Source organism: Herbidospora daliensis (genome assembly GCF_001570585.1).
Classification (GTDB): Bacteria; Actinomycetota; Actinomycetes; order Streptosporangiales; family Streptosporangiaceae; genus Herbidospora; species Herbidospora daliensis.
Map to the genome: position 1 here is coordinate 1 of NZ_BBXF01000011.1, position 21,289 is coordinate 21,289.

A 21,289-nucleotide genomic window follows, 5' to 3' on the forward strand; every position below is an offset into this window, starting at 1 on the left:
GGCCTCCCGGCCCTCGGCGTCACGCGGATCGGGGGGCGGCATCCTCGGCGGCGGGTTCTTCGGCGGCGGCGGACGGTCGTCGTCGGGTTCGTCGTCGCGCCGGTCGGCGCCGCCGCAGCGGCCCCGCCCCGAGCCGACCCGCGCCCCGCGGGCCGAGTCGGCCCGACCGGCCGAGCGGCCCTCCCGCTCCTCCGACGCGCCGCCGTTGTGGCTGCCGGGCCGGTCCGACAGCGGTCGTGGCGGCGGAGGCAGCGGCGGCAGCGGGGGTGGCAGTGGTGACAGCGCCGCGCCGTTCTGGCTGCGGCCCCGCGACAAGGACTGAACATGAACGACGGCCGGAGGAAGGGCCTGTTCGTCGCGGCCGTGGTCGTGCTGGCCGTGCTCGGGATCTATTTAACGACCCTGGGCGACGGCAGCGGCGAGGTCGGGACGGCGGGCCCCGTACCGGGATCCACCCGCACGGTCACCGCGCCGCCGGTGGCCGTGCCGAGCCAGGTGGCGACCACGCCGTCGGCCGACTTCGACGTCTACTCCTACCTGCCGCTGTCGCGTGACCAGCTCGGCGCGGCGGCCGACCTGGCCCGCCGGTTCACCGCCGCGTACGGCACCTACAGCTACGACGACGCGGTGGGCCGGGCCGAGCGGCTCAAGGGGTTCACCACGGTCGAGTTCGGCGACGACATCACCCGTACGGTCACCTCCCCGGCCGCCGTCGAGCACGACACGGCCGACCAGATCGTGTCGAAGGGCACGGCCCGCCTGAAGTCGATCCGCGACATGTCGGCCAACTCGGTCGTCGTGGTCGTCGAGGGCAGCGCCGAGATCACCGCGCTCAGCGGGGCCAAGAACCAGGTCGAGGACTACGCGGTCACCGTCGTCCAGGTCGGCGCCGACTGGCGGGTCTACGACCTGCAACTGGCCGGCAGCGGCCAGGACGGGGACGTCACCCCGTGACCACGACCCGGCTCGCGAACTGGAAGTGGCTGGCCGGGCTGCTGGCGGTCATCGTGCCGCTGACCATGTTCGGCGCGATCGTGCTGATGACGCCGCTGCCCAACATCATGATGGGCGGCGGCTCGGCGGCCTGCGAGGTCGACACCTCCGACCTGTCGGAGACCGCGCAGGAGGACATCCCGCCCGAGATGCTGGAGCTCTACAAGCGGCACGGCGAGGCCGTCGGCGTGCAGTGGAACGTGCTGGCGGCCGTCGGCAAACGCGAGACCGACCACGGCCGGTCGAAGCTGCCCGGCGTGCAGAGCGGCACCAACTACGCGGGCGCGGCCGGGCCGATGCAGTTCCTCATCAGCACGTGGGGCGGCAAGGCGAGCATCCCGATCCCGTCGGAGTTCAACGGCTACGCCTCCGACGGCGACGACGACGGCGTCGCCGACGTCTACAACCCCGCCGACGCGATCCTCGGCGCGGCCAAGATGCTCAAGCGCAACGGCGCCCCCGACGACCTGCGCAAGGCCCTGTTCGTCTACAACCGCGCCAACTGGTACGTCGACCAGGTGCTGGAGATCGCCGCCAAGTACGCCCAGTCGGGCTCGGTCGACGTGCCGCCGGAGGCCAACCCGGCCTGCGAGGTCGCCTACGACGCGCCGAACGCGGTGGTCGACCGGATCCTCGACTACGCCCTGGCGCAGCGCGGCAAACCCTATGTGTGGGGCGGCACCGGGCCCGACGGCTACGACTGCTCGGGGATCATCTACATGGCGTACCGGAACGCGGGCCTGAACATCCCCCGCACCACCTTCGGGCAGTGGCCCTTCGGGGTGCGCATCGACGCGGGCGAGGAGCAGGCCGGAGACCTGGTGTTCTTCAACTCCGGTCCCGGTACGTCGGCCGACAACCCCGGCCACGTCGGGATGATCGTGTCGCCGGGCAAGATGGTCGAGGCGCGCTGCACGCTCTGCGGCCCCATCAAGGTGACCACCTACCGCGACCGCGGGGCCATCGTCGGGTTCACCCGGCCGCTGCAGAATCCCGATGTGCTGGAGCAGCTCAAGCGTCAGGCCCTAACCTAGGCTGGCATGACACAGGTCGTCGTAGGGGCCGCGATCATCGCGGACGGCCGTCTGCTGAGCGCTCAGCGGGCCGAACCGCCGGAACTGCGCGGCGGGTGGGAGTTTCCCGGCGGGAAGGTCGACCCGGGAGAGAAGGACCTCGACGCGCTCGTGCGCGAATGCGAGGAGGAGCTCGGGGTCACCGTGGTGCCGGGCCGGAAGGTCGGCGGCGACTGGCCGCTCAGCAACGGCTACGTGTTGCGGATCTGGTTGTCGACCATCGTGTGCGGGCGCACGCCGGAGGCGCGGGAACACCTCGCGCTGCAGTGGCTGGAGCCGTTCGAGTTCGAGTCGGTGCCGTGGTTGCCCGCTGATCTGCCGATCGTCCGGGAGGTCCAAGATCTGCTCAAGGAGGGTTGAGTCGCCCCTCTTCGTGCCATAACGATTACTGAGAGTAATCGGGGAGGGGATTCTGGTGGTCGCTGGACGTGTGGTGTCCCTGGTCGGAGCCGGAATCCTGGCGCTGTCGGCCACACCGGCCGTGGCCTCGGAGGATCCCGGCCGATGGATGAGAACCGGCGACGTCTGGCGGTTCCGCCTGGCGACCTCGTGCGGTCACGCGGCGTGTTCGGTGCCCGATGAGGCGAGCTCGCCCGGGTGGCGCTGCCCCGTCCAGACGAGCCCCGCGCAGCCCGACGAGACGATGACGGGCCCCGGCCTGTTCGTGGAGGCGCCGGCCGCGATGCGGCTGAACCTCGACATGGCCGAACTGGCCCGCCGGGTGGCCGTCGTCTGCGCCCGCCTCAGCGCGATGCCGCCCGGGAAGCTGAGCGCGCTGGCCGCGACGGGCGAACTCGCCGACGGCGTGACCCAGTCGGCCGAGTCGGCCGCCGTGGTCGACGCGGAGGCCCGCGCCCTCGCCGGGCAGTTCGCCGAGGAGGCCGCGCGGGTCACCCCCCAGAGCCCGACCCTGGCCGGCGACTCCCAGGGCCGCCCGCTCGTGTACGCGGGCGAAGCCCAGGTGGGGCAGCCCATGCAGGCGGAGACCTCCGCGGGCGAGAGCATGGTCGCCCCGCCGATGCAGCCTTTCGAGGGATACGCCCACCCGGCGCAGGCCCAGGCCCCCGTCTACGTTCCGGCCGACCCCTCGATCCGTGAGACCGTGTCGCGCCCGCGCATCCGGCAGGCCGAGGGCCGGAACCGGTCGAAGGCCCAGGCGCATGGCCGCCACAAGTCGCGTGGCGAGAAGCGGAACCGTCCCCGGGTCCACGAGGCCGAGATGCAGACCTGGCCCGAACTCCAGGGCGGCGCGGAGCAGGGCCCGCCTCAGATGGGCGGCTTCGAGCAGGGCCCGCCCGAGATGCGCGGCGGGCGCGGCGAGCAGGGCCCGCCTCAGATGCGCGGCGGCTTCGAGCAAGGGCCGGGGGAGCCGGGAGGGCCCAAGGGCGGTCAGCTCGTCGAGCCGATGGCGCAGCCGCAGGCCATGCCCGGCATCCCGATGCCCGAGATGCCCGGCAATGTCAACCCTGGTCAGAGCCCGCTCGTCGACGGTGCGCCCGGTCCGCAGCCGAACCTGCCGCCCGCGCCTCAGCCCGGTCAGGAGCCCCAGGTCGCCCCTGGTCAGGCGCCGATCGGTGAGGCGCAGGGCCCGGCCGGGAACCTGCCGCCGGGAGCCCAGGGCATGCCGGGAGAGCTGCCGCAGCCGATGCCGAACGCGGCGCCGATGCCCATGCCGGGCGACCTGATGCAGGAGCCGTTGTCAGGAGGGTTGTCGAATCTTCCGCCGCTGCCGCCGCTGCCGCCGGGTGGTCCGCTGCCGCCCGGGATGGTCGAGGGAGGCACCCCGCCGGAGCTGCTGATGCCGATGGCGACGCCCACGCCGAGCGGCCCGCCGCTGACCCGGTCGCTGAACAACACGCAGGCGATCGCGCAGGAGGATTCGGGTCTCGACCTCGTGAAGGGCTGGCCCGGCGTGGTGGCCGCGATCGCGGCCCTGATCGCGGTGCTGGCGCTGCAGATGCGGCTCGGACGGCGCAAGGTCGTTTCCGACCCGCAACCAAAGTGAGGTTTGCCGTTACTTTGCCGGACTAGTATTTGTTTGACGTACGGAGTCAGGCGAAAGCGGCGGAGGAACCCGGTGGTCGGTCGAGCGCCCAGGAGAGCCGCGGCGGTGCTCGCCGCGGTGGTCGGTTCGCTCGGCGTTGCCGTGATGGTGGCCGCGGGGGCGAGTGCGGCCAACCCCGTCGATCCCTGTGACGTGAACCAGTCGTGCGACACGGTGACCACGACGGTGACCATGACGCCGTCGCCGACCCCGTCGGAGGCGGTGGTCACCGTCACCCAGACGGTCACCCCGACGCCGACGAAGAAGCCGACGACCCCGGCGGCGGAGCAGACGCAGGAGCAGGAGCCGACGCAGCAGCAGCCGGTCCCGACGGTGACGCAGGAGCAGCCGGTCGCGCCGCCCACCAACGACGTCGCGCCGCCGCCCACCGAGACGGTGCCGTCGGAGCCCAGCGAGCCGGAGCCCGGCGTCAGCCTGGCCCCGGCCGACCCGCCGCCGGGCACCCAGCCGTCGACGGGCATGAACCAGCCGGTGCCCGAGACGGCCCAGGTGGAGATCCGCAACGCGACGCCCTACTTCGACGAGGTCACGCTCAGCCGCAAGCTGGCGGTCCCGGCCGCGGTGCTGGTGCTGCTGGCGCTGCTCGCCTGGCTGATCTTCGAGGGCCGGCTGCGCCGCCTGGCCCACGCGGCGGCGGTCCGCAAGGCGGGCCCGCAGCTGCCGCCGAACATGGCGATGATGCCCTACCCGGGGTACCCGATGCAGCCCTACGGCCCCCAGCCTTATGGCCCCCAGCCCTACGGCCCGCAGCCCTACCCCTACGCGCAGGCGCCCTACGCGCAGCCCTACCCGCCGCAGCAGCCCCCGCCGCAGCAGGTCGTCAACTACGTGCCGGTGCCCTATCCGATGCCGTTCCCGACGCCGGCCGCTCCGCCGCAGGACTACACGCAGCCCTACGTCTACCAGCAGCAGCCCCCGTCGACGCCGCCGCCGGCCCCCGCGCCGCCGTCGCCGACCTACGCCAAGGGGTACGTCCTCGAGAGCTCGAACCACCCGCCGGACGACGAGCAGAAGCGCTGACCCCGGCCCGAAACAGCCCTCCGACCGGAGGGCTGTTTTTTTGTGCGCAGAATGCGTGGACGTGCAACACGCGGCTTCAAAGCGCGCAAGAAAGCGAGAGCGTTACGAAACTATTTCGCAGGGCCCTTGTGGAACGGGGCACGGGCGACCTACTGTCACCTCACCCTCAGGTGTTCACCCCCCGACAGAAACGAGCACGAGATGGCACGAAAAGTGGCGTTGGCGGCGGTCACCGCCACCGCCGTGGGCTTAGGTCTGCTGGTGGCCGGCCCGGCCGCGGCGACCCGTCAGACGGCGACCCCCACCGCGGTGACGCGGGCCGCGCTCGACCCGTCGCTGGTGGCGGGCCGCGGGGCGAACGTCCCGTTCGTCGAGCAGGAGGCCGAGAACGCGGCCACCAACGGCGTGGTGATCGGGCCCGACAGGAACGCGTACACGCTCCCGGCCGAGGCGTCGGGCCGCAGGGCGGTCAAGCTGACCCCCGGGCAGTGGGTGGAGTTCACGCTGCCGAAGGCCGCCAACGCCGTCACCGTTCGCTACAGCGTGCCCGACGCCCCGAACGGCGGGGGCATCACCGCTCCGCTGAACCTGACCGTCAACGGGGGCAACAAGAAGACCCTGACGCTGACCAGCCAGTTCGCCTGGCTCTACAACCAGTATCCGTTCACCAACGACCCGAACGCCGGGCTGCTGCACCCCGACTGGTGGATCACCGAGTGCCAGTGCGTGCCGGCCGCGACCTCGCCCACGCCCGAGATCACCAAGCCGTTCCGGCCGATGCACTTCTACGACGAGCAGCGGCTCCTGCTCGGCAAGACGTACAAGGCCGGTGACAAGGTCAGGCTCACCGCCCCGGCCAACAGCAACGCCGCCTGGACGGTCATCGACCTGCTCGACTCCGAGGTCGTCGGCGCTCCCCACGTGCGGGTGCTGGCCGCCAACGTGCTGCTGTTCGGCGCCGACCCGACCGGGCGCAAGGACTCGGCCCCGGCCATCGAGAAGGCCATCGCGTTCGCCAAGCGGAGCAACCTGAAGGTCTACATCCCGCCGGGCACCTACCAGGTCAACCGCCACATCATCGTCGACGACGTGACGATCGAGGGCGCGGGCAGCTGGTACACGATCATCAAGGGCAAGGAGGTCGCGCTGCCGACCCCGGCCCCCGACGGCTCGGTGCACACCGGCGTCGGCTTCTACGGCAAGGACGCCGCCGACGGCGGCAGCCGCAACGTGCACCTGTCGGGCTTCGCCATCGAGGGCGACGTACGGGAACGCATCGACACCGACCAGGTCAACGGCGTCGGCGGCGCGATGAGCGACTCGACGATCAAGGGCCTGCACATCCGGCACACCAAGGTCGGCCTCTGGTTCGACGGCCCGATGAACAACCTGAAGGTGACCGACAACGTCATCGTCGACCAGATCGCCGACGCGCTGAACTTCCACGGCGGCGTGACCAACTCGGTCGTGGCCAACAACTTCATCCGCAACACGGGTGACGATGGCCTGGCGATGTGGTCGGAGAAGAACGCCAACGTCGGCAACGTCTTCGACCGCAACACGGTGCAGACCCCGACGCTCGCCAACGGCATCGCGATCTACGGCGGCAAGGACAACGTCGTGTCGAACAACCTGGTGGCCGACCCGCTGCGGGAGGGCTCCGGCCTGCACGCCGGTTCGCGCTTCGGCGCCGAGCCCTTCACCGGCACGCTGAAGTTCACCGACAACACCACCGTCCGGGCCGGCGCGTTCGACCTGAACTGGCGCATCGGCCTCGGCTCGATCTGGTTCTACGCCCTCGACCGCTCGATCGAGAACGACATCCAGGTCACCGGCGACCACTACCTCGACAGCACCTACAACGCGATCATGATGGTGAGCGAGTGGGGTGTGAAGGACCTCTACTCGATCACCGGCGTGAAGTTCAAGAACGTCCGGATCGACGGCACCGGCACGTCGGTGCTGAGCGCCCGCGTCAAGGGCGGCGCGTCGTTCGAGAACGTCGACGCCCGCAACGTCGGGGCGGTCGGCATCAACAACTGCGGCGCGTTCAACTTCCCGCCGACCGGTTCGGAGTTCTCCGTGACCGACCTCGGCGGCAACGACGGCGGCGGCACCACCGGCCCGTGGGCCGGGGCGTGGCAGCTGCCCAACACCATCACCTGTGACGACCGCCCGCCGGTCGTCGCGCCCCCGGCGCCGTCTCCCTGGTAGGACACCCGCATCGTCGATCTGCGCCATCTTCGGGACGAAGCAGCGTCCCGAAGATGGCGATCTTGTAACGTCGGACGATGATCCCCTTATGGCGAACAGTCACCACCCTCGTGACCGCTGCCGCCCTCACGGCGACGGCGTCGCCGGTCTCGGCGACCACGACGCCTGACCGCCACCACGGCGGCCAGGCGGCCACGGTCCGCACCGACGCCGGCTGGTTGCGCGGCACCACGGCCGGCGACCACCGGCTCTTCCAGGGCATCCCGTACGCCGCCCCGCCGGTCGGCGAGTCGCGATGGCGGTCGCCGCAGCCGGTCGCGCCGTGGCAGGGCGTGCGGGCCGCGACGCAGCCGGGCGACCGGTGCGCCCAGCTTCCCGGCATCACGGCCCTGCCGGGCAGCGACAGCGAGGACTGTCTCTACCTCGACGTGGTCGTGCCGGCCTCCGCTTCGCCCCAGCGGCGCAAGCCGGTCGTGGTCTGGTTGCACGGCGGTGGCCTGATGACCGGGGCGGGCAGCGACAACGACGCCCGCAGGCTCGCCGTCAGGGGCGACGTGGTCGTGGTGACCGTCAACTACCGGCTGGGCATCCTCGGTTTCTACGGCTATCCCGGCCTGGAGAACAGCGGCGCGTTCGGCATCGAGGACCAGCAGGCCGCCCTGCGCTGGGTGGCGCGCAACGCCGCCGCCTTCGGGGGCGATCCGCGCAACGTGACGCTCGCGGGGGAGTCGGCCGGCTCCCACTCGGTCTGCGCGCAGCTCGCCTCGCCTTCGGCCGCCGGGCTCTTCCACCGGGCGATCATGCAGAGCAGCGCCTGCCGGATGGGCGACTTCGCCGCCGACGGCGTCACCCCGTTCCTGAACGTGCCGTTGTGGATCCCGCGTGAGGCGCACGAGGGCTACGGCCAGGTGATCGCCGCCGCGCTCGGGTGCGCCGATCCGGCCACCGCCCTGGCCTGCCTGCGCGGCAAGCCGGTCCCTGAGCTGCTCGCCCAGCAGCCGCTGCCGTTCCCGGGTTACGGCACCGCGGTCCTGCCGGAGGACCCCGCGAAGGTCTTCGCCGAAGGACGGTTCCACCGGGTGCCGGTGATCTCCGGCACCACTCGTGACGAGGGCACGCTGTTCGCCTCGGTGCTCTTCACCGATCCCTCGCAGGAGGCGTTCGAGGCGGCCGTGCGCAAGAACTTCGGCGATAAGGCCGCCGCCGTGCTGGCGAAGTATCCGCCGAGCGCGCACGGTTCGCCGCCGCAGGCCGCGGCGGCCATCATGAGCGACTACGAGTGGACGCGGGTGGCCCGCGACAACAACAAGCTGTTCGCCGAGCACGTGCCCACCTACGCGTTCGAGTTCACCGACCGCACCGCGCCGCCGCTCTTCCCCCTGGCCGACGGCGTCCGGCCGCTCGCCTTCCACAGCTCGGAGTTGTCGTACCTGTTCGACACCTCCTCGCTCACCACCCCGCTGAACAGGCAGCAGCGCCGGCTGAGCGACACCATGATCGATTACTGGACGCGCTTCGCCGCCACCGGCACCCCGAACGGTCCCGGCCTGCCGCGCTGGCAGCCGGTACGCCCCGGCGACCCCACGCCCTACGTCCAGCGCCTGGACCTAGGTCCCGGCGGCGTCGGCCCCTGGGACCAGGCCGCCGCCCACAACCTGGCCTTCTGGGACACGCTGACCGCGAGCTCCTGAACACGAAAGAGCCGGGCCGCGGATCCGGCCCGGCTCTTTCATCGCACGGTCAGCGGCGGAAGATCTTGTTCCCCAGCCACACCAGCGGGTCGTACTTGCGGTCGACCACGCGCTCCTTCATCGGGATCAGCGCGTTGTCGGTGATCTTGATGTGCTCGGGGCACACCTCCGTACAACACTTGGTGATGTTGCAGTAGCCCAGGCCGTGGTCCTCCTGCGCGGAGTCCTTGCGGTCGGCCACGTCGTAGGGGTGCATGTCGAGCTCGGCGATCCGCATGAGGAAACGCGGACCCGCGAAGTGGGTCTTGTTCTCCTCGTGGTCGCGGATCACGTGGCACACGTTGTTGCACATGAAGCACTCGATGCACTTGCGGAACTCCTGCGAGCGTTCCACGTCGATCTGCTGCATGCGGTACTCGCCCGGCTTCACGTCCTTCGGCGGCGTGAACGACGGGATCTCGCGGGCCTTCTGGTAGTTGTACGACACGTCGGTGACCAGGTCCTTGATGACCGGGAAGGTGCGCATCGGGGTGACCGTGATGGTCTCGTCCTCGGTGAAGGTCGACATGCGGGTCATGCAGCCCAGGCGCGGCTTGCCGTTGATCTCCATCGAGCACGAGCCGCACTTGCCGGCCTTGCAGTTCCAGCGCACCGCCAGGTCGGGGGCCTGGGTGGCCTGCAGGCGGTGGATGACGTCGAGGACGACCTCGCCCTCGTTGACCTCGACCGTGAAGTCCTCCAGGCGGCCTTCCCCGCCCTCGCCGCGCCAGACGCGGAACTTGCCCTTGTAACTCATGACAACTCCTTGGCCGCGGCGTCGTACTCCGCGAGTTCTTCCTCGGTGAGGTACTTCGAGAGCTCGGCCCGGTCGAACAGGGTGATCAGGTCGTCGCGCATGGAGACCTGGGTCTTCTCGACGACCTGGACCTCGGAGCCGTCGGGCTTGGACGAGCAGACCAGCAGCTTGCGCCGCCACTCCGGCTCCATGGCCGGGTAGTCGTCGCGGGTGTGGCCGCCCCGGCTCTCCTGGCGCAGCAGCGCGGCCTTGGCCACGCACTCGCTGACCAGCAGCATGTTGCGCAGGTCGATGGCGAGGTGCCAGCCCGGGTTGTAGATCTTGCCGCCGGGGGCGGTCGTGTTGGTCGCCCGCTCCTTGAGCTTCTCGACGGCCTCCAGCGCCTCGGCGACCTCGCTCTCCTTGCGGATGATGCCGACCAGCTCGTTCATCGTGCGCTGGAGCTCGTGGTGGACCTCGTAGGGGTTCTCGCCGCCCTGGCGCTCCAGGGGGGCCATCGCCTCGGCGTGGGCCTCCTCGACACCGGTCACCTGCGGGCGCCGGGCGCCCAGCGAGTCGACGTACGCCGCCGCGCCCGCGCCCGCCCGGCGGCCGAAGACCAGCAGGTCGGACAGGGAGTTGCCGCCCAGGCGGTTGGAGCCGTGCATGCCGCCCGACACCTCGCCGGCCGCGAACAGGCCGGGCACCGAGGCCGCGCCGGTGTCGGCGTCGACCTCGACGCCGCCCATGACGTAGTGGCAGGTCGGGCCGACCTGCATCGGCTCGGCGGTGATGTCGACGTCGGCCAGCTCCTTGAACTGGTGGTGCATCGACGGCAGCCGCTTGACGATCTCGGCGGCCGGGAGCCGCGAGGAGACGTCCAGGAAGACCCCGCCCTGGGGTGAGCCACGCCCGGCCTTCACCTCGGCGTTGATCGCGCGGGCGACCTCGTCACGCGGCAGCAGCTCCGGGGGACGGCGGTTGTTGGCCTGGTCGGTGTACCAGCGGTCGCCCTCCTCCTCGGTGGTGGCGTACTTGTCCTTGAAGACGTCCGGGATGTAGTCGAACATGAACCGGCGGCCCTCGGAGTTGGTGAGCACGCCGCCGTCGCCGCGGACCGACTCGGTCACCAGGATGCCCCGGACCGACGGCGGCCAGACCATGCCGGTCGGGTGGAACTGGATGAACTCCATGTTGATCAGCTGGGCGCCGGCGAGCAGGGCCAGCGCGTGGCCGTCGCCCGTGTACTCCCAGGAGTTCGAGGTGACCACGAACGACTTGCCGATGCCGCCGGTGGCCAGGACCACGGCCGGGGCGTCGAAGGTGATGAACTTGCCGGTCTCGCGCCAGTAGGCGAAGGCGCCGGAGATCGCGTCGCCGTCCTTCAGCAGGCGGGTGACGGTGCACTCGGCGAAGACCTTGATGTAGGCCTCGTAGTCGCCGTGGACCTCGAAGTCCTCCTGCTGGAGGGCCACCACGCGCTGCTGGAGGGTGCGGATCATCTCCAGGCCGGTGCGGTCGCCGACGTGGGCCAGGCGGGGGTATTCGTGCCCGCCGAAGTTACGCTGGCTGATCTTGCCGTCTTTGGTGCGGTCGAACAGCGCGCCCCACGCCTCGAGCTCCCAGACCCGGTCGGGAGCCTCCTTCGCGTGCAGCTCGGCCATCCGCCAGTTGTTCAGGAACTTGCCGCCCCGCATGGTGTCGCGGAAGTGGACCATCCAGTTGTCGTCGGAGTTGACGTTGCCCATCGCCGCCGCCGCGCCGCCCTCGGCCATGACGGTGTGGGCCTTGCCGAAGAGCGACTTGCAGATGATCGCGGTGCGCTTGCCCTGCTGACGTGCCTCGATCGCCGCCCGGAGCCCGGCTCCGCCGGCTCCGATGACGACGACGTCGTATTCGTGACGTTCCACGGTGAACAGTCCTTACGCGAACGGGAAGGTGATGACGCCCTTGGCCACCATGCGGACGTAGAAGTCGGCGATCATCACCGAGAACAGCGACGCCCACGCCAGCTGCATGTGCTTGGCGTTGAGCTTGGAGACGAAGGTCCAGGCCCGGTAGCGCAGCGGGTGCTTCGAGAAGTGGTTCAGCCGCCCGGCGGTGATGTGCCGGCACGAGTGGCACGACAGCGTGTACAGCACGATCAGGGCGGCGTTGACCAGCAGGATCCAGGTGCCCAGCCCCGCCGGCTTGTGGATCAGTGCGAGGACCGCGTCATAGGACAGGATGGCGCCGATCAGGATCGCACCGTAGAAGAAGTAGCGGTGGACGTTCTGGATGACCAGCGGCAGGCGGGTCTCGCCGGTGTACTTCTTGTGCGGCTCGCCGACGGCGCACGCGGGCGGGCTCAGCCAGAACGACCGGTAGTACGACTTCCGATAGTAGTAACACGTGAACCGGAAGCCGGCCGGCAGGCCGAGGATGATCAAACCGGGCGGCAACGTGAACCAGTCGCCGATCGGGGCCCAGCCGAACAGCCGGGCGCCCTCGGGGCACGCCGTCGTCAGGCACGGCGACGAGAAGGGCGCGATATAGGGCTCGACGAAGTAACTCTTGTCGAAGATCGCCCAGAAACCGTAGATCAAGAAGAAGGTGAGACCGGCGAACGTGAGCGCCGGCGCGAGCCACCATCGGTCGGTGCGGAGCGTACGCACCTTGAGCTGAGCGCGTTGTTTTCTGGCCGGGCTCTCGGCCGTCTGCTGGGTCATCGGAGACCTTCCACCGGAACTGACCGCGTGACGCCGTGTTGGGCGGCTCGCGCCGAACCGCCGCGTCGCCACGCCGTATTGGTGGGGGCTACGTTACGACCATGTCATAGATACGTGTGAGGAGGGTCACTGACTTCTGGCCTGTGATTCCTGTCACGTTTCTTGATCATGACCCCCTGTGGGAATTGCCCGGGAGCTTCACGACAGTCACGAAGAAATCATCGATCTGCCGTACTACCCGGATGAACTGGTCGAAATCCACGGGCTTGGAGACGTACGCGTTGGCGTGCAGCTTGTAGCTCCGCACGATGTCCTCCTCGGCCTCCGAGGTGGTCAGCACCACCACGGGGATCGAGCGCAGCTCGGGGTCGGCCTTGATCTCCTCCAGGACCTCCCGGCCGTCCTTACGCGGCAGGTTGAGGTCGAGCAGGATCAGGTCGGGGCGCGGCGAGCCGGCGTAGTCGCCCTCGTGGCGCAGGAACCGCAGCGCCTGCTCGCCGTCGTTGACGATGTGGAGCTTGTTGCGCACCTTGTTCAGCTCGAAGGCCTCCTGGGTGAGCAGCACGTCGCCCGGGTCGTCTTCGACCAGGAGCACGTCGATCCAGCGCAGCTCATTCATCAGTGGCCTCCAGAGTGAAGCGGAACGTGGTGCCCTTGTGATCGGGGCTCTCTTCGAGCCAGATCCGGCCACCGTGATATTCGACGATCTTCCGGCACAGCGCCAGCCCGATGCCGGTCCCGGGATAGACGTCCCGTGGGTGCAGGCGCTGGAAGATCAGGAAGATGCGGTCGGCGTACTTCGCGTCCACACCGATGCCGTTGTCGGAACAGGCGAACTCCCACATTCCGTCTTTGCGCTCGGCGGTGACGACGATCTTGGGGGGCTCTTCGGAGCGGAACTTGATCGCGTTGCCGACCAGGTTCTGGAAGAGCTGGGTGAGCAGCAGCTTGTTGCCGCTGACCGTCGGCAGGTCGTCGTGGACGACCGTGGCGCCGTTGTCCTCGATGCGGACGGCCAGGTTGTCGAGCGCGGTCTGCAGCGCGTCGGCCGTCGAGGTCGGCACCCGGTCGCCGGTGACCCGGCCGACCCGGCTGAAGTCGAGCAGGTCGTTGATCAGCAGCTGCATGCGCTTGGCGCCGTCGACGGCGAACTTGATGTACTGCTTGGCCCGGTCGTCGAGCTGGTCGCCGTAGCGCTGCTCCAGCATCTGGCTGAAGCTGGACACCTTGCGCAGGGGCTCCTGGAGGTCGTGGCTGGCGACGTACGCGAACTGCTCCAGCTCGCTGTTCGACCGCTTGAGCTCGGCGGCCTGGTCGGCCAGGGCCTGCTGGGCCTTCTGGGTGGCCCGCCACTCACGCAGCACCCGGCGGCGCATTGCGTCGACGTGGCCCGACAGCTCGGCCATCTCGGCCGGGCGGGACACGTTGAGCACGCTGTCGAAGTCGCCCGCGGCGACCTTGCGGACCTGGGCCTGCAGCGCGGCCACGGGCCGCAGGACGACGTAGCGCACCAGCAGGGTGAAGGCGACCGCGGCCAGCAGCAGGACCAGGGCGAGGGTGCCGAGCGCGGCGTAGAAGACGTCCCAGCCGCGCTCCAGGCGGGTGGCGGCGTCGCCGTGGAGCAGGGTCAGGTGCCCCTGCTGGGCGGCCAGCGCGCCGCGGACCGCGCCGAACGCCTCGTTGTTCACGCTCGCCAGGTTCGAGGCGGTGTCCTTGCCCGTCTCCGGCACCTGCCGGACGATCTCCTCGGCGTAGACCCGCCGCCAGTTCTCGATCGCCGCGAACAGGCGGTCGCTGTCGTCTCTGACCTCGGGCGCCCTCGGCAGCAGCGCCTCGATCTTGGCCCTGGCGGTCGCCGACGACTTCTCGGCGGTGTCGTAGTCCTGGAGGTAGAACGCCTCGTTGGTGCGGCCGTAGCCGCGCATGGCGCTCTCCTCGTTGGAGACCGACGTCGACATCTCCAGGGTGTGGAGCACGAGCGGGTCGATCACCTCGATGAGCGTCGCCCGCGCCTCGCGGGTGTCGTTCATGGTCGTGAGGGTGAACGCGATCGAGGCCGCGAACAGCAGCGTCACGATCGCGCCGACGAGCAGGAACCAGCGGCCCGCCGGGAGCCGGCCCAGCCCGCGTGGTGGCTTGGGCGGGGCGAGCGGACTGATGGTCCGGCTCATGTCACCTCCGGGAGAGCGCGACGGCCGCGAGGTCATCGGTCAGCGCGTCGGCGTGCATGGTCTTGACCTGTTCGATCAGCTGGTCGAGGAAGACGCCGCCCTGCTCGCGCACCAGCCGGATCAACCCCTCAGTGCCCAGCAGGTCGCGGCCGTCACCCACGGTGGCCTCGATCAGCCCGTCGGTGAAGAAGAGCAGCGTCCAGGGCGCGTCGAGGGTGATGTCGACCGGGGTCCAGTTCATCTCGGGGAAGATCCCGATGGGCGGCCCCGACGGGATCTCGGTGACCACGTCGACGTCGTCACCGAGGATAACCACGGGCGGCGGGTGCCCGACCACGTAGAGCCGGGCCGAGTCGAGGCCGGGGCTGATCGTCGCGGTGACGAGCGTGGTGAAGATCTCGGGGGAGCCGCGCTCCAGCCGGAGCACCGCGTCCATCGTGCGCAGCACGCCGTTGCCGTCGAGCCCGGCCAGGGTGAGGGTGCGCCACGCGATGCGCAGCGCCGCGCCCAGCGCGGCCTCGTCGGGGCCGTGCCCGCAGACGTCGCCGACCAGCACGTGGACCGCGCCGTCGGCCGTCTGGATGGTGTCCCAGAAGTCGCCCGCGAGCAGCCCCGCCTGGCGGCCGGGCAGGTAGGTCGACTGGTGGATCAGCGCGTCGGTGTGGAGCACCGGGGTCGGCAGCAGGCCGTGTTCGAGCCGGGCCGCCTCCTCGCGGATCAGGCGCTGCTCGACCAGTTCGCGTTCGGCGATGTCGCCGCGCTTGCGCTCCATGGCGTAGCGGATCGCCCGCGCCAGCAGGCCGCCGTCGACGTCCTGCTTGATCAGATAGTCTTCGGCGCCGGCCGCGACCGCGTCGATGGCGATCTGCACGTCGTTGAGGCCGGTCAGCACGACCACGGCCTTGTCGGGCGCCATGGCGGTCACCTGGCGGACGGCGTCGAGACCCATCGCGTCGGGCAGCGACAGGTCGACGAGGACGCAGTTCACCTCGGCGGTGAACCGGTCGCGTCCCTCGGCGAGGCTGCGGGCCCAGATGATCTTCGGCGGCTTCTGCGCGTCGGCCAGCAGCTCCTCGACAAGGAAAGCGTCCTCGGCGTCGTCCTCGATCAGGAGGATGGTGACGAGGTCGGGCAGACCATGGGAGAGAGCGGGCACGAAGGCCTCTTTCCAGAGGAGGGCACCCCAAATAGTAGCGACAGGCTACTAGTGCTGGGGGAGCGCTTCGACGCCTTGTGGGAGCGTGCCCTCACGGGTCGCCTCGTCGAGGAACGCCAGCAGAACGGCCCTGAACGCCTGGGCGGCACGGGTCGGCTCAACATCCTTGCGGTGCGCCAGCGCAACGGTTCTGCGCAGCCCCGGCAGCAGGGGGGCGCCCACCAGGCCGGGCCGTCCGTCGAGCACCATCGAGGGCACCACGGCCACCCCGAGCCCGGCTTCGACGAACCGGAGGACGGCGTCCATCTCGCCTCCCTCGACCGCGAACCGGGGTTCGAACCCGGCCTGGCGGCAGGCGTTCAAGGTGGCTTCGCGCAGGTCGTAGCCGCGCCGGAACATCACCAGAGGACGGCGGCGCAGCTCGTCGATGCGGACGTGGGGCCGGCGGGGAGCCAGGTGGGCGGGGGCGGCGACGACGAGGTGCTCCCGGAGGATCTCCTCGGTGACCAGCGACGGGTCGTCGCTCTGCAGCGGCAGGATGATCAGCGACAGGTCGAGCTGCCCCCGGGCCAGCGCCCGCACCAGGTCGCGCGAGCCGCCCTCCTCGACCTGGATCTCCACCCCCGGGTAGTCGTGGTGGAAGCGGGCCAGCGCGTCGGCCAGCAGCCCCGCGCACAGTGACGGTGTGGCCCCGAGCCTGACCCGGCCGCGCCGCAGCCCGGCGAGCTCGGCGACCTCGCGCCGGGCCGTCTCGGCGTCGGCCAGCATGCGCCGGGCGAGCGGCAGCAGGGCCTCTCCGGCGGGGGTGAGCGTGACGTTGCCGCGCGCCCGGCTGAACAGGGGCGCGCCGAGGTCGGTCTCCAGGGTCTTGATCTGCTTGCTCAGCGACGGCTGGGCCACCCGCATCCGCTCGGCCGCGTGGGTGAAGTGACGCGTCTCCGCCACCGCCACGAAGTAGGCGAGCTGCTGCAACTGCACAGCTCATCACTGTACGGCTGTGACTTTCGTCGCACGGGATCACCCTGGCCCGAAGGTCTTCCGCGCCAGGCCAGAGCACATAGCCAGGGGCTATCGAAACCAGACCCGCGATGACTTGGACGCCAACTGAGCCGCTTCCTAGCGTTTCGAGCGTGACTGCCACCATCGACCGGGGCAAGGCCACCGAACCGGTCACCCAGATACCCACCAGGCCCCGGCGATCCCGGCGCCGGGTCTCGTCGAACTCCCTCAAGGCCGTCATGGCCGTGTCGGGCGCGGTCCTGGTCTTCTTCCTGGTCGCCCACATGGCCGGCAACCTGAAGATCTTCGCCGGCGCCGAGTCGTTCAACGGCTACGCCGCCTGGCTCCGCGAGGTCGGCTACCCGCTGCTGCCGCACCGGGGCCTGCTGACCATCCTCGAAGCGGGCCTGGTCGTCGCGGTCGTGGCGCACATGTACTCGGCGATCGTGCTGGCCCGCCGCGCGGCGCACGCGCGTCCGGTCAAGTACGCCGCCAAGGTCAAGTCCCGCGCCAACGGCTACGCCACCCGGACCATGCGCTGGGGCGGCGTGATCATCTTCTTCTTCGTGATCTACCACCTGCTCGACATGACCTTCGGCGTGGCCAACCCCGAGGGCCACGCCGCCACCCCGTTCGCCCGGATGGTGGCCGGGTTCGAGCCGGCCCGGTGGTACATCACGGTGTTCTACGTGATCTCGGTGGTCATGGTCGGCCTGCACCTGCGGCACGGCCTGTGGAGCGCCCTGCAGACCCTCGGCCTGGCCCGGCGTTACCCCGTGCTGAAGGCGAGCGCGGCCGGTCTCAGCGCCCTGCTGACGATCGGGTTCCTGGTCGTCCCGCTGGCGATCACTTTTGGAGTCGTGCGATGAACTACCGCGAAGGTGCGCCGATCAAGGACACCAAGGCGCCCGAGGGCCCGATCGAAGACCGCTGGGAGAAGCGCAAGTTCTCGGCGCGCCTGGTCAACCCGGCCAACAAGCGCAAGATCAACGTGATCGTGGTCGGCACCGGCCTCGCGGGCGGCTCGGCCGCCGCGACCCTGGGCGAGCTCGGCTACAAGGTCAAGTCGTTCTGCTACCAGGACTCGCCCCGCCGGGCCCACTCGATCGCCGCGCAGGGCGGCATCAACGCGGCCAAGAACTACCGCGGCGACGGCGACTCGATCTACCGCCTCTTCTACGACACCGTGAAGGGCGGCGACTTCCGCGCCCGCGAGTCGAACGTCTACCGCCTCGCCCAGGTGTCGGTGAACATCATCGACCAGGCCGTGGCCCAGGGCGTGCCGTTCGCCCGCGAGTACGGCGGCCTCCTCGACACCCGTTCCTTCGGCGGCGCCCAGGTGTCGCGCACCTTCTACGCCCGCGGCCAGACGGGCCAGCAGCTGCTCCTCGGCGCCTACTCGGCGCTGGAGCGGCAGATCGCGGCCGGGACCGTCGAGATGCACACCCGCCACGAGATGCTCGAACTGATCGTCTCCGACGGCCGGGCCCGGGGCGTCGTGGTGCGCGACATGGTCACCGGCGAGGTCGAGACCCACCTGGCCGACGCGGTCGTGCTGGCCACCGGCGGCTACGGCAACGTCTTCTTCCTGTCGACCAACGCCAAGGGCTGCAACACCACGGCGATCTGGCGGGCCCACCAGAAGGGGGCCGTGTTCGCCAACCCGTGCTACACGCAGATCCACCCGACCTGCATCCCGGTCTCCGGCGACTACCAGTCGAAGCTGACCCTGATGTCGGAGTCGCTGCGCAACGACGGCCGCGTCTGGGTGCCGGTCAAGGCCGGCGACCCCCGGCCGGTGGCGGAGATCCCCGAGGACGAGCGCGACTACTACCTGGAGCGCATCTACCCGGCGTTCGGCAACCTGGTGCCGCGCGACATCGCCTCGCGCGCCGCCAAGAACGTCTGCGACGAGGGCCGCGGCGTCGGGCCGGGCGGCCTGGGCGTCTACCTCGACTTCGCCGACGCGATCGCCCGCCTGGGCCGCGACGCCGTGGAGAAGAAGTACGGCAACCTCTTCGAGATGTACGAGCGCATCACCGGCGAGGACCCGTACACCCAGCCGATGCGCATCTACCCGGCCGTCCACTACACGATGGGCGGGCTCTGGGTCGACTACGACCTCCAGTCGTCCATCCCCGGCCTGTTCGTGATCGGCGAGGCCAACTTCTCCGACCACGGCGCGAACCGCCTCGGCGCCTCGGCGCTGATGCAGGGCCTGGCCGACGGCTACTTCGTGCTGCCGACGACCATCGGCGACTACCTCGCCGACGCGCACCGGTTCGACGCCATCGACGACCAGCAGGTCGCCGAGGCCGAGATCGCGGTGAAGAACCGGATCGAGAAGCTGCTGTCGGTCAACGGCACCCGCACCGCCGACTCCTTCCACCGCGAGCTCGGCAAGCTCATGTGGGACTACTGCGGCATGGAGCGCACCGAGGAGGGCCTGCGCAAGGCCCTGGAGCGCATCCCCGAGCTGCGCGCCGAGTTCTGGCGCGACGTCAAGGTCAGCGGCGTCAACGAGGAGCTCAACCAGGCGCTCGAACGCGCCGGCCGGGTGGCCGACTTCTTCGACCTGGCCGAGCTCATGTGCCTGGACGCCCTGCACCGCACCGAGTCGTGCGGCGGCCACTTCCGGGCCGAGTCGCAGGACGCCGACGGCGAGGCCCTGCGCGACGACGAACACTTCGCCTACGTCGCCGCCTGGGAGTCCACCCCCGAGGGCCCGGTCCTGCACAAGGAAGACCTCGAGTACGAGTACGTGAAGATGACCCAGCGGAGCTACAAGTGAACCTCACCCTGAAGGTCTGGCGGCAGAGCGGCCCCGACGACGACGGGCGGCTGGTGCGCTACGAGATCGAGGACGTCTCCCCGGACATGTCGTTCCTGGAGATGCTCGACGTGCTCAACGAGCGGCTCATCCTGGCGGGCGACGACCCGGTCGCCTTCGACCACGACTGCCGCGAGGGCATCTGCGGCATGTGCTCGATGATGATCGACGGCGTCGCGCACGGCCCGCAGAAGAACACCACCACGTGCCAGCTGCACATGCGCCACTACAACGACGGCGACACCATCGTCATCGAGCCGTGGCGGGCCCGCCCGTTCCCGGTCGTGAAGGACCTGGTCGTCGACCGTTCGGCGTTCGACCGCATCATCCAGGCGGGCGGCTTCATCTCCGTCCCGGCCGGATCGGCCCCCGACGCCCACGCCACCCCGGTGCCGAAGCTCGACGCCGACTCGGCGTTCGACGCGGCCACCTGCATCGGCTGCGGCGCGTGCGTGGCCGCCTGCCCGAACGGCTCGGCCTCGCTGTTCACCGCCGCCAAGATCACCCACCTGGGCCTGCTCCCGCAGGGCCAGCCCGAACGGGGCTCCCGGGCCCGCGCCATGGTCGAGCAGATGGACGAGGAGGGCTTCGGCGGCTGCACCAACACCGGCGAGTGCACCGCGGTATGCCCGAAGGGCATTCCTCTCGACACGATCGCTCGCATGAACGCCGACTACCTGAGAGCATCCCGCAAGTCTGGGTAGGGACAGGGACGCCCGGCCCCTGCCACAACCAAATGGCCGGTTGTGGCAGGGGCCGTGCTCTATCTGGCCGGGCTGCCCAGTTCCTGGACGAGCGCCTCCCGGACCCGGTCCGGTGAGATGCCCGACTCGACGATGATCTGCATGGCCAGCCCGCCGCCCTCGCGGATGACGCCCAGCAGGACGTGCCCGTCGCTGATCGACTTGTGCTTGAGGGCGATGGCCTCGCGCAGCGACAACTCCAGCGTCTTCTTCGCGCGCGGGCCGAAGGGGATGTGCCTGCCGCTGCGCAGGTGGCCCCGGTGGTCGCGGACCGGTTCGCGGTCGAGGGCGCCGGGACCGAACGCCTCCTCGACCTTCTCCCTGATGGCGTCGAGGTCGATGCCGATGGTGCTCAGCAGTGCGGCGTCGAGTTCGGGCCCGCGCCGCCCGCCGGGCTGGTTGAGGATGTCGCGGAGCCGGGCCTCGGCGCCTCCGTGGTCGAGGCCCGTCAGGACGCGGGCGGCCAGCGACTCCGGGTCCTGGAGCATGCCCAGGAGGAGGTGTTCGGTGCCGATGCGCGGATGGTTCAGGCGCCGGGCCTCCACCTGGGCGGCGGAGACGACCCGGCGGGCGTCGTCGGTGAATCGTTCGAACATCGTCAGTCTCCCCGTCTGAGCAGGCCGCGCCCGCCCGCGTACTTCTTGTGGACGGCCTGTCTGGTGACGTCGAGGTGGACGGCGATGTCCTGCCACGACCAGCCCTGTTCGCGGGCGTTCTCGACCTGGAGGGCCTCCAGGCGGTCGACGAGGATCCGCAGCGCCCTCACGGCCCGCAGACCGATCGAGGGATCACGACTGCTCGCGTCGGAGGCGAGCTGCGCTGTCTCGTTCATGGTGTCAATGTAGGTTGAC

Annotated in this window: 19 protein-coding genes and 1 pseudogene; 10 read left to right on the plus strand and 10 right to left on the minus strand. The window is 70.1% G+C overall.

What is annotated here, in order from left to right:
* Positions 1–315: pseudogene (locus tag AW274_RS36100) on the minus strand (hypothetical protein); the annotation flags it as partial.
* 9 nt (positions 316–324) lie between these two features.
* On the opposite strand from AW274_RS36100, the gene AW274_RS36105 reads away from it, so the two are divergent.
* The 7 genes from AW274_RS36105 to AW274_RS36135 all read left to right on the plus strand — a co-directional run bounded on the left by AW274_RS36105 (position 325) and on the right by AW274_RS36135 (position 9,056).
* The gene (locus AW274_RS36105) at positions 325–954 is read left to right on the plus strand and encodes a hypothetical protein (protein ID WP_062442888.1); all 630 of its coding nucleotides are present in this window, start codon (positions 325–327) and stop codon (positions 952–954) included.
* Positions 951–2,027: a C40 family peptidase gene (locus AW274_RS36110; RefSeq protein ID WP_232320656.1), complete on the plus strand. Its 1,077-nt coding sequence runs from the start codon at positions 951–953 to the stop codon at positions 2,025–2,027. Before AW274_RS36105 ends, AW274_RS36110 begins: the two co-directional genes overlap by 4 nt.
* A 6-nt stretch (positions 2,028–2,033) precedes the next feature.
* On the plus strand, positions 2,034–2,426 hold the full coding sequence (locus AW274_RS36115) for a (deoxy)nucleoside triphosphate pyrophosphohydrolase (RefSeq protein WP_062442891.1): 393 nt from the start codon (positions 2,034–2,036) through the stop codon (positions 2,424–2,426).
* Positions 2,427–2,481: 55 nt separating this feature from the next.
* Complete coding sequence (locus tag AW274_RS36120) at positions 2,482–4,071, plus strand: hypothetical protein (RefSeq protein WP_157520919.1); 1,590 nt, start codon at positions 2,482–2,484, stop codon at positions 4,069–4,071.
* A gap of 105 nt (positions 4,072–4,176) precedes the next feature.
* The gene (locus AW274_RS36125) at positions 4,177–5,151 is read left to right on the plus strand and encodes a hypothetical protein (RefSeq protein WP_062442897.1); all 975 of its coding nucleotides are present in this window, start codon (positions 4,177–4,179) and stop codon (positions 5,149–5,151) included.
* Positions 5,152–5,352: 201 nt separating this feature from the next.
* Positions 5,353–7,365: a glycosyl hydrolase family 28-related protein gene (locus AW274_RS36130; protein ID WP_062442900.1), complete on the plus strand. Its 2,013-nt coding sequence runs from the start codon at positions 5,353–5,355 to the stop codon at positions 7,363–7,365.
* Between the two features lie 77 nt (positions 7,366–7,442).
* A complete protein-coding gene (locus AW274_RS36135; RefSeq protein ID WP_083975399.1) occupies positions 7,443–9,056 on the plus strand; it encodes a carboxylesterase/lipase family protein in 1,614 nt (537 codons plus the stop codon).
* 49 nt (positions 9,057–9,105) lie between these two features.
* On the opposite strand, the gene AW274_RS36140 is transcribed toward AW274_RS36135, so the two are convergent.
* From AW274_RS36140 to AW274_RS36170, 7 genes are all read right to left on the minus strand, one after another.
* A complete protein-coding gene (locus tag AW274_RS36140; protein WP_062339010.1) occupies positions 9,106–9,852 on the minus strand; it encodes a succinate dehydrogenase/fumarate reductase iron-sulfur subunit in 747 nt (248 codons plus the stop codon).
* Positions 9,849–11,750, minus strand: coding sequence for a fumarate reductase/succinate dehydrogenase flavoprotein subunit (locus AW274_RS36145; RefSeq protein ID WP_062442903.1), 1,902 nt, complete (start codon positions 11,748–11,750; stop codon positions 9,849–9,851). The genes AW274_RS36140 and AW274_RS36145 overlap by 4 nt, the downstream gene beginning before the upstream one ends.
* Before the next feature lie 3 nt (positions 11,751–11,753).
* Positions 11,754–12,539, minus strand: coding sequence for a succinate dehydrogenase subunit SdhC (sdhC, locus tag AW274_RS36150; RefSeq protein ID WP_062442905.1), 786 nt, complete (start codon positions 12,537–12,539; stop codon positions 11,754–11,756).
* A gap of 166 nt (positions 12,540–12,705) precedes the next feature.
* Positions 12,706–13,158 carry a response regulator gene (locus AW274_RS36155; protein ID WP_062442909.1) on the minus strand — a complete coding sequence of 151 codons (453 nt, stop codon included), beginning with the start codon at positions 13,156–13,158 and terminating at the stop codon, positions 12,706–12,708.
* The gene (locus AW274_RS36160; protein WP_062442911.1) at positions 13,151–14,710 is read right to left on the minus strand and encodes a sensor histidine kinase; all 1,560 of its coding nucleotides are present in this window, start codon (positions 14,708–14,710) and stop codon (positions 13,151–13,153) included. Before AW274_RS36160 ends, AW274_RS36155 begins: the two co-directional genes overlap by 8 nt.
* Position 14,711: 1 nt before the next feature.
* On the minus strand, positions 14,712–15,866 hold the full coding sequence (locus tag AW274_RS36165; RefSeq protein WP_063813877.1) for a PP2C family protein-serine/threonine phosphatase: 1,155 nt from the start codon (positions 15,864–15,866) through the stop codon (positions 14,712–14,714).
* Between the two features lie 48 nt (positions 15,867–15,914).
* Positions 15,915–16,844 carry a LysR family transcriptional regulator gene (locus tag AW274_RS36170; RefSeq protein WP_062442916.1) on the minus strand — a complete coding sequence of 310 codons (930 nt, stop codon included), beginning with the start codon at positions 16,842–16,844 and terminating at the stop codon, positions 15,915–15,917.
* 152 nt (positions 16,845–16,996) lie between these two features.
* Between AW274_RS36170 and AW274_RS36175 the strand changes: the two genes are divergently transcribed.
* Genes AW274_RS36175 through AW274_RS36185 form a run of 3 tightly spaced genes read left to right on the plus strand, consistent with a single transcriptional unit; the run spans position 16,997 to position 20,399 of the window.
* Positions 16,997–17,734: a succinate dehydrogenase cytochrome b subunit gene (locus AW274_RS36175; protein ID WP_369408695.1), complete on the plus strand. Its 738-nt coding sequence runs from the start codon at positions 16,997–16,999 to the stop codon at positions 17,732–17,734.
* Positions 17,731–19,656 (plus strand): fumarate reductase/succinate dehydrogenase flavoprotein subunit, encoded by a 1,926-nt coding sequence (locus tag AW274_RS36180; protein ID WP_062442919.1) that lies wholly within the window; start codon positions 17,731–17,733, stop codon positions 19,654–19,656. The genes AW274_RS36175 and AW274_RS36180 overlap by 4 nt, the downstream gene beginning before the upstream one ends.
* Complete coding sequence (locus AW274_RS36185; RefSeq protein WP_062442922.1) at positions 19,653–20,399, plus strand: succinate dehydrogenase/fumarate reductase iron-sulfur subunit; 747 nt, start codon at positions 19,653–19,655, stop codon at positions 20,397–20,399. The genes AW274_RS36180 and AW274_RS36185 overlap by 4 nt, the downstream gene beginning before the upstream one ends.
* A gap of 59 nt (positions 20,400–20,458) precedes the next feature.
* On the opposite strand, the gene AW274_RS43105 is transcribed toward AW274_RS36185, so the two are convergent.
* Entirely contained in the window at positions 20,459–21,034 is a 576-nt protein-coding gene (locus tag AW274_RS43105; RefSeq protein ID WP_062442925.1) for a Clp protease N-terminal domain-containing protein, read from the minus strand.
* Positions 21,035–21,036: 2 nt separating this feature from the next.
* Positions 21,037–21,270, minus strand: a complete 234-nt coding sequence (locus AW274_RS36195; RefSeq protein WP_030451855.1) for a hypothetical protein — start codon at positions 21,268–21,270, stop codon at positions 21,037–21,039.
* Positions 21,271–21,289 lie beyond the last annotated feature (19 nt).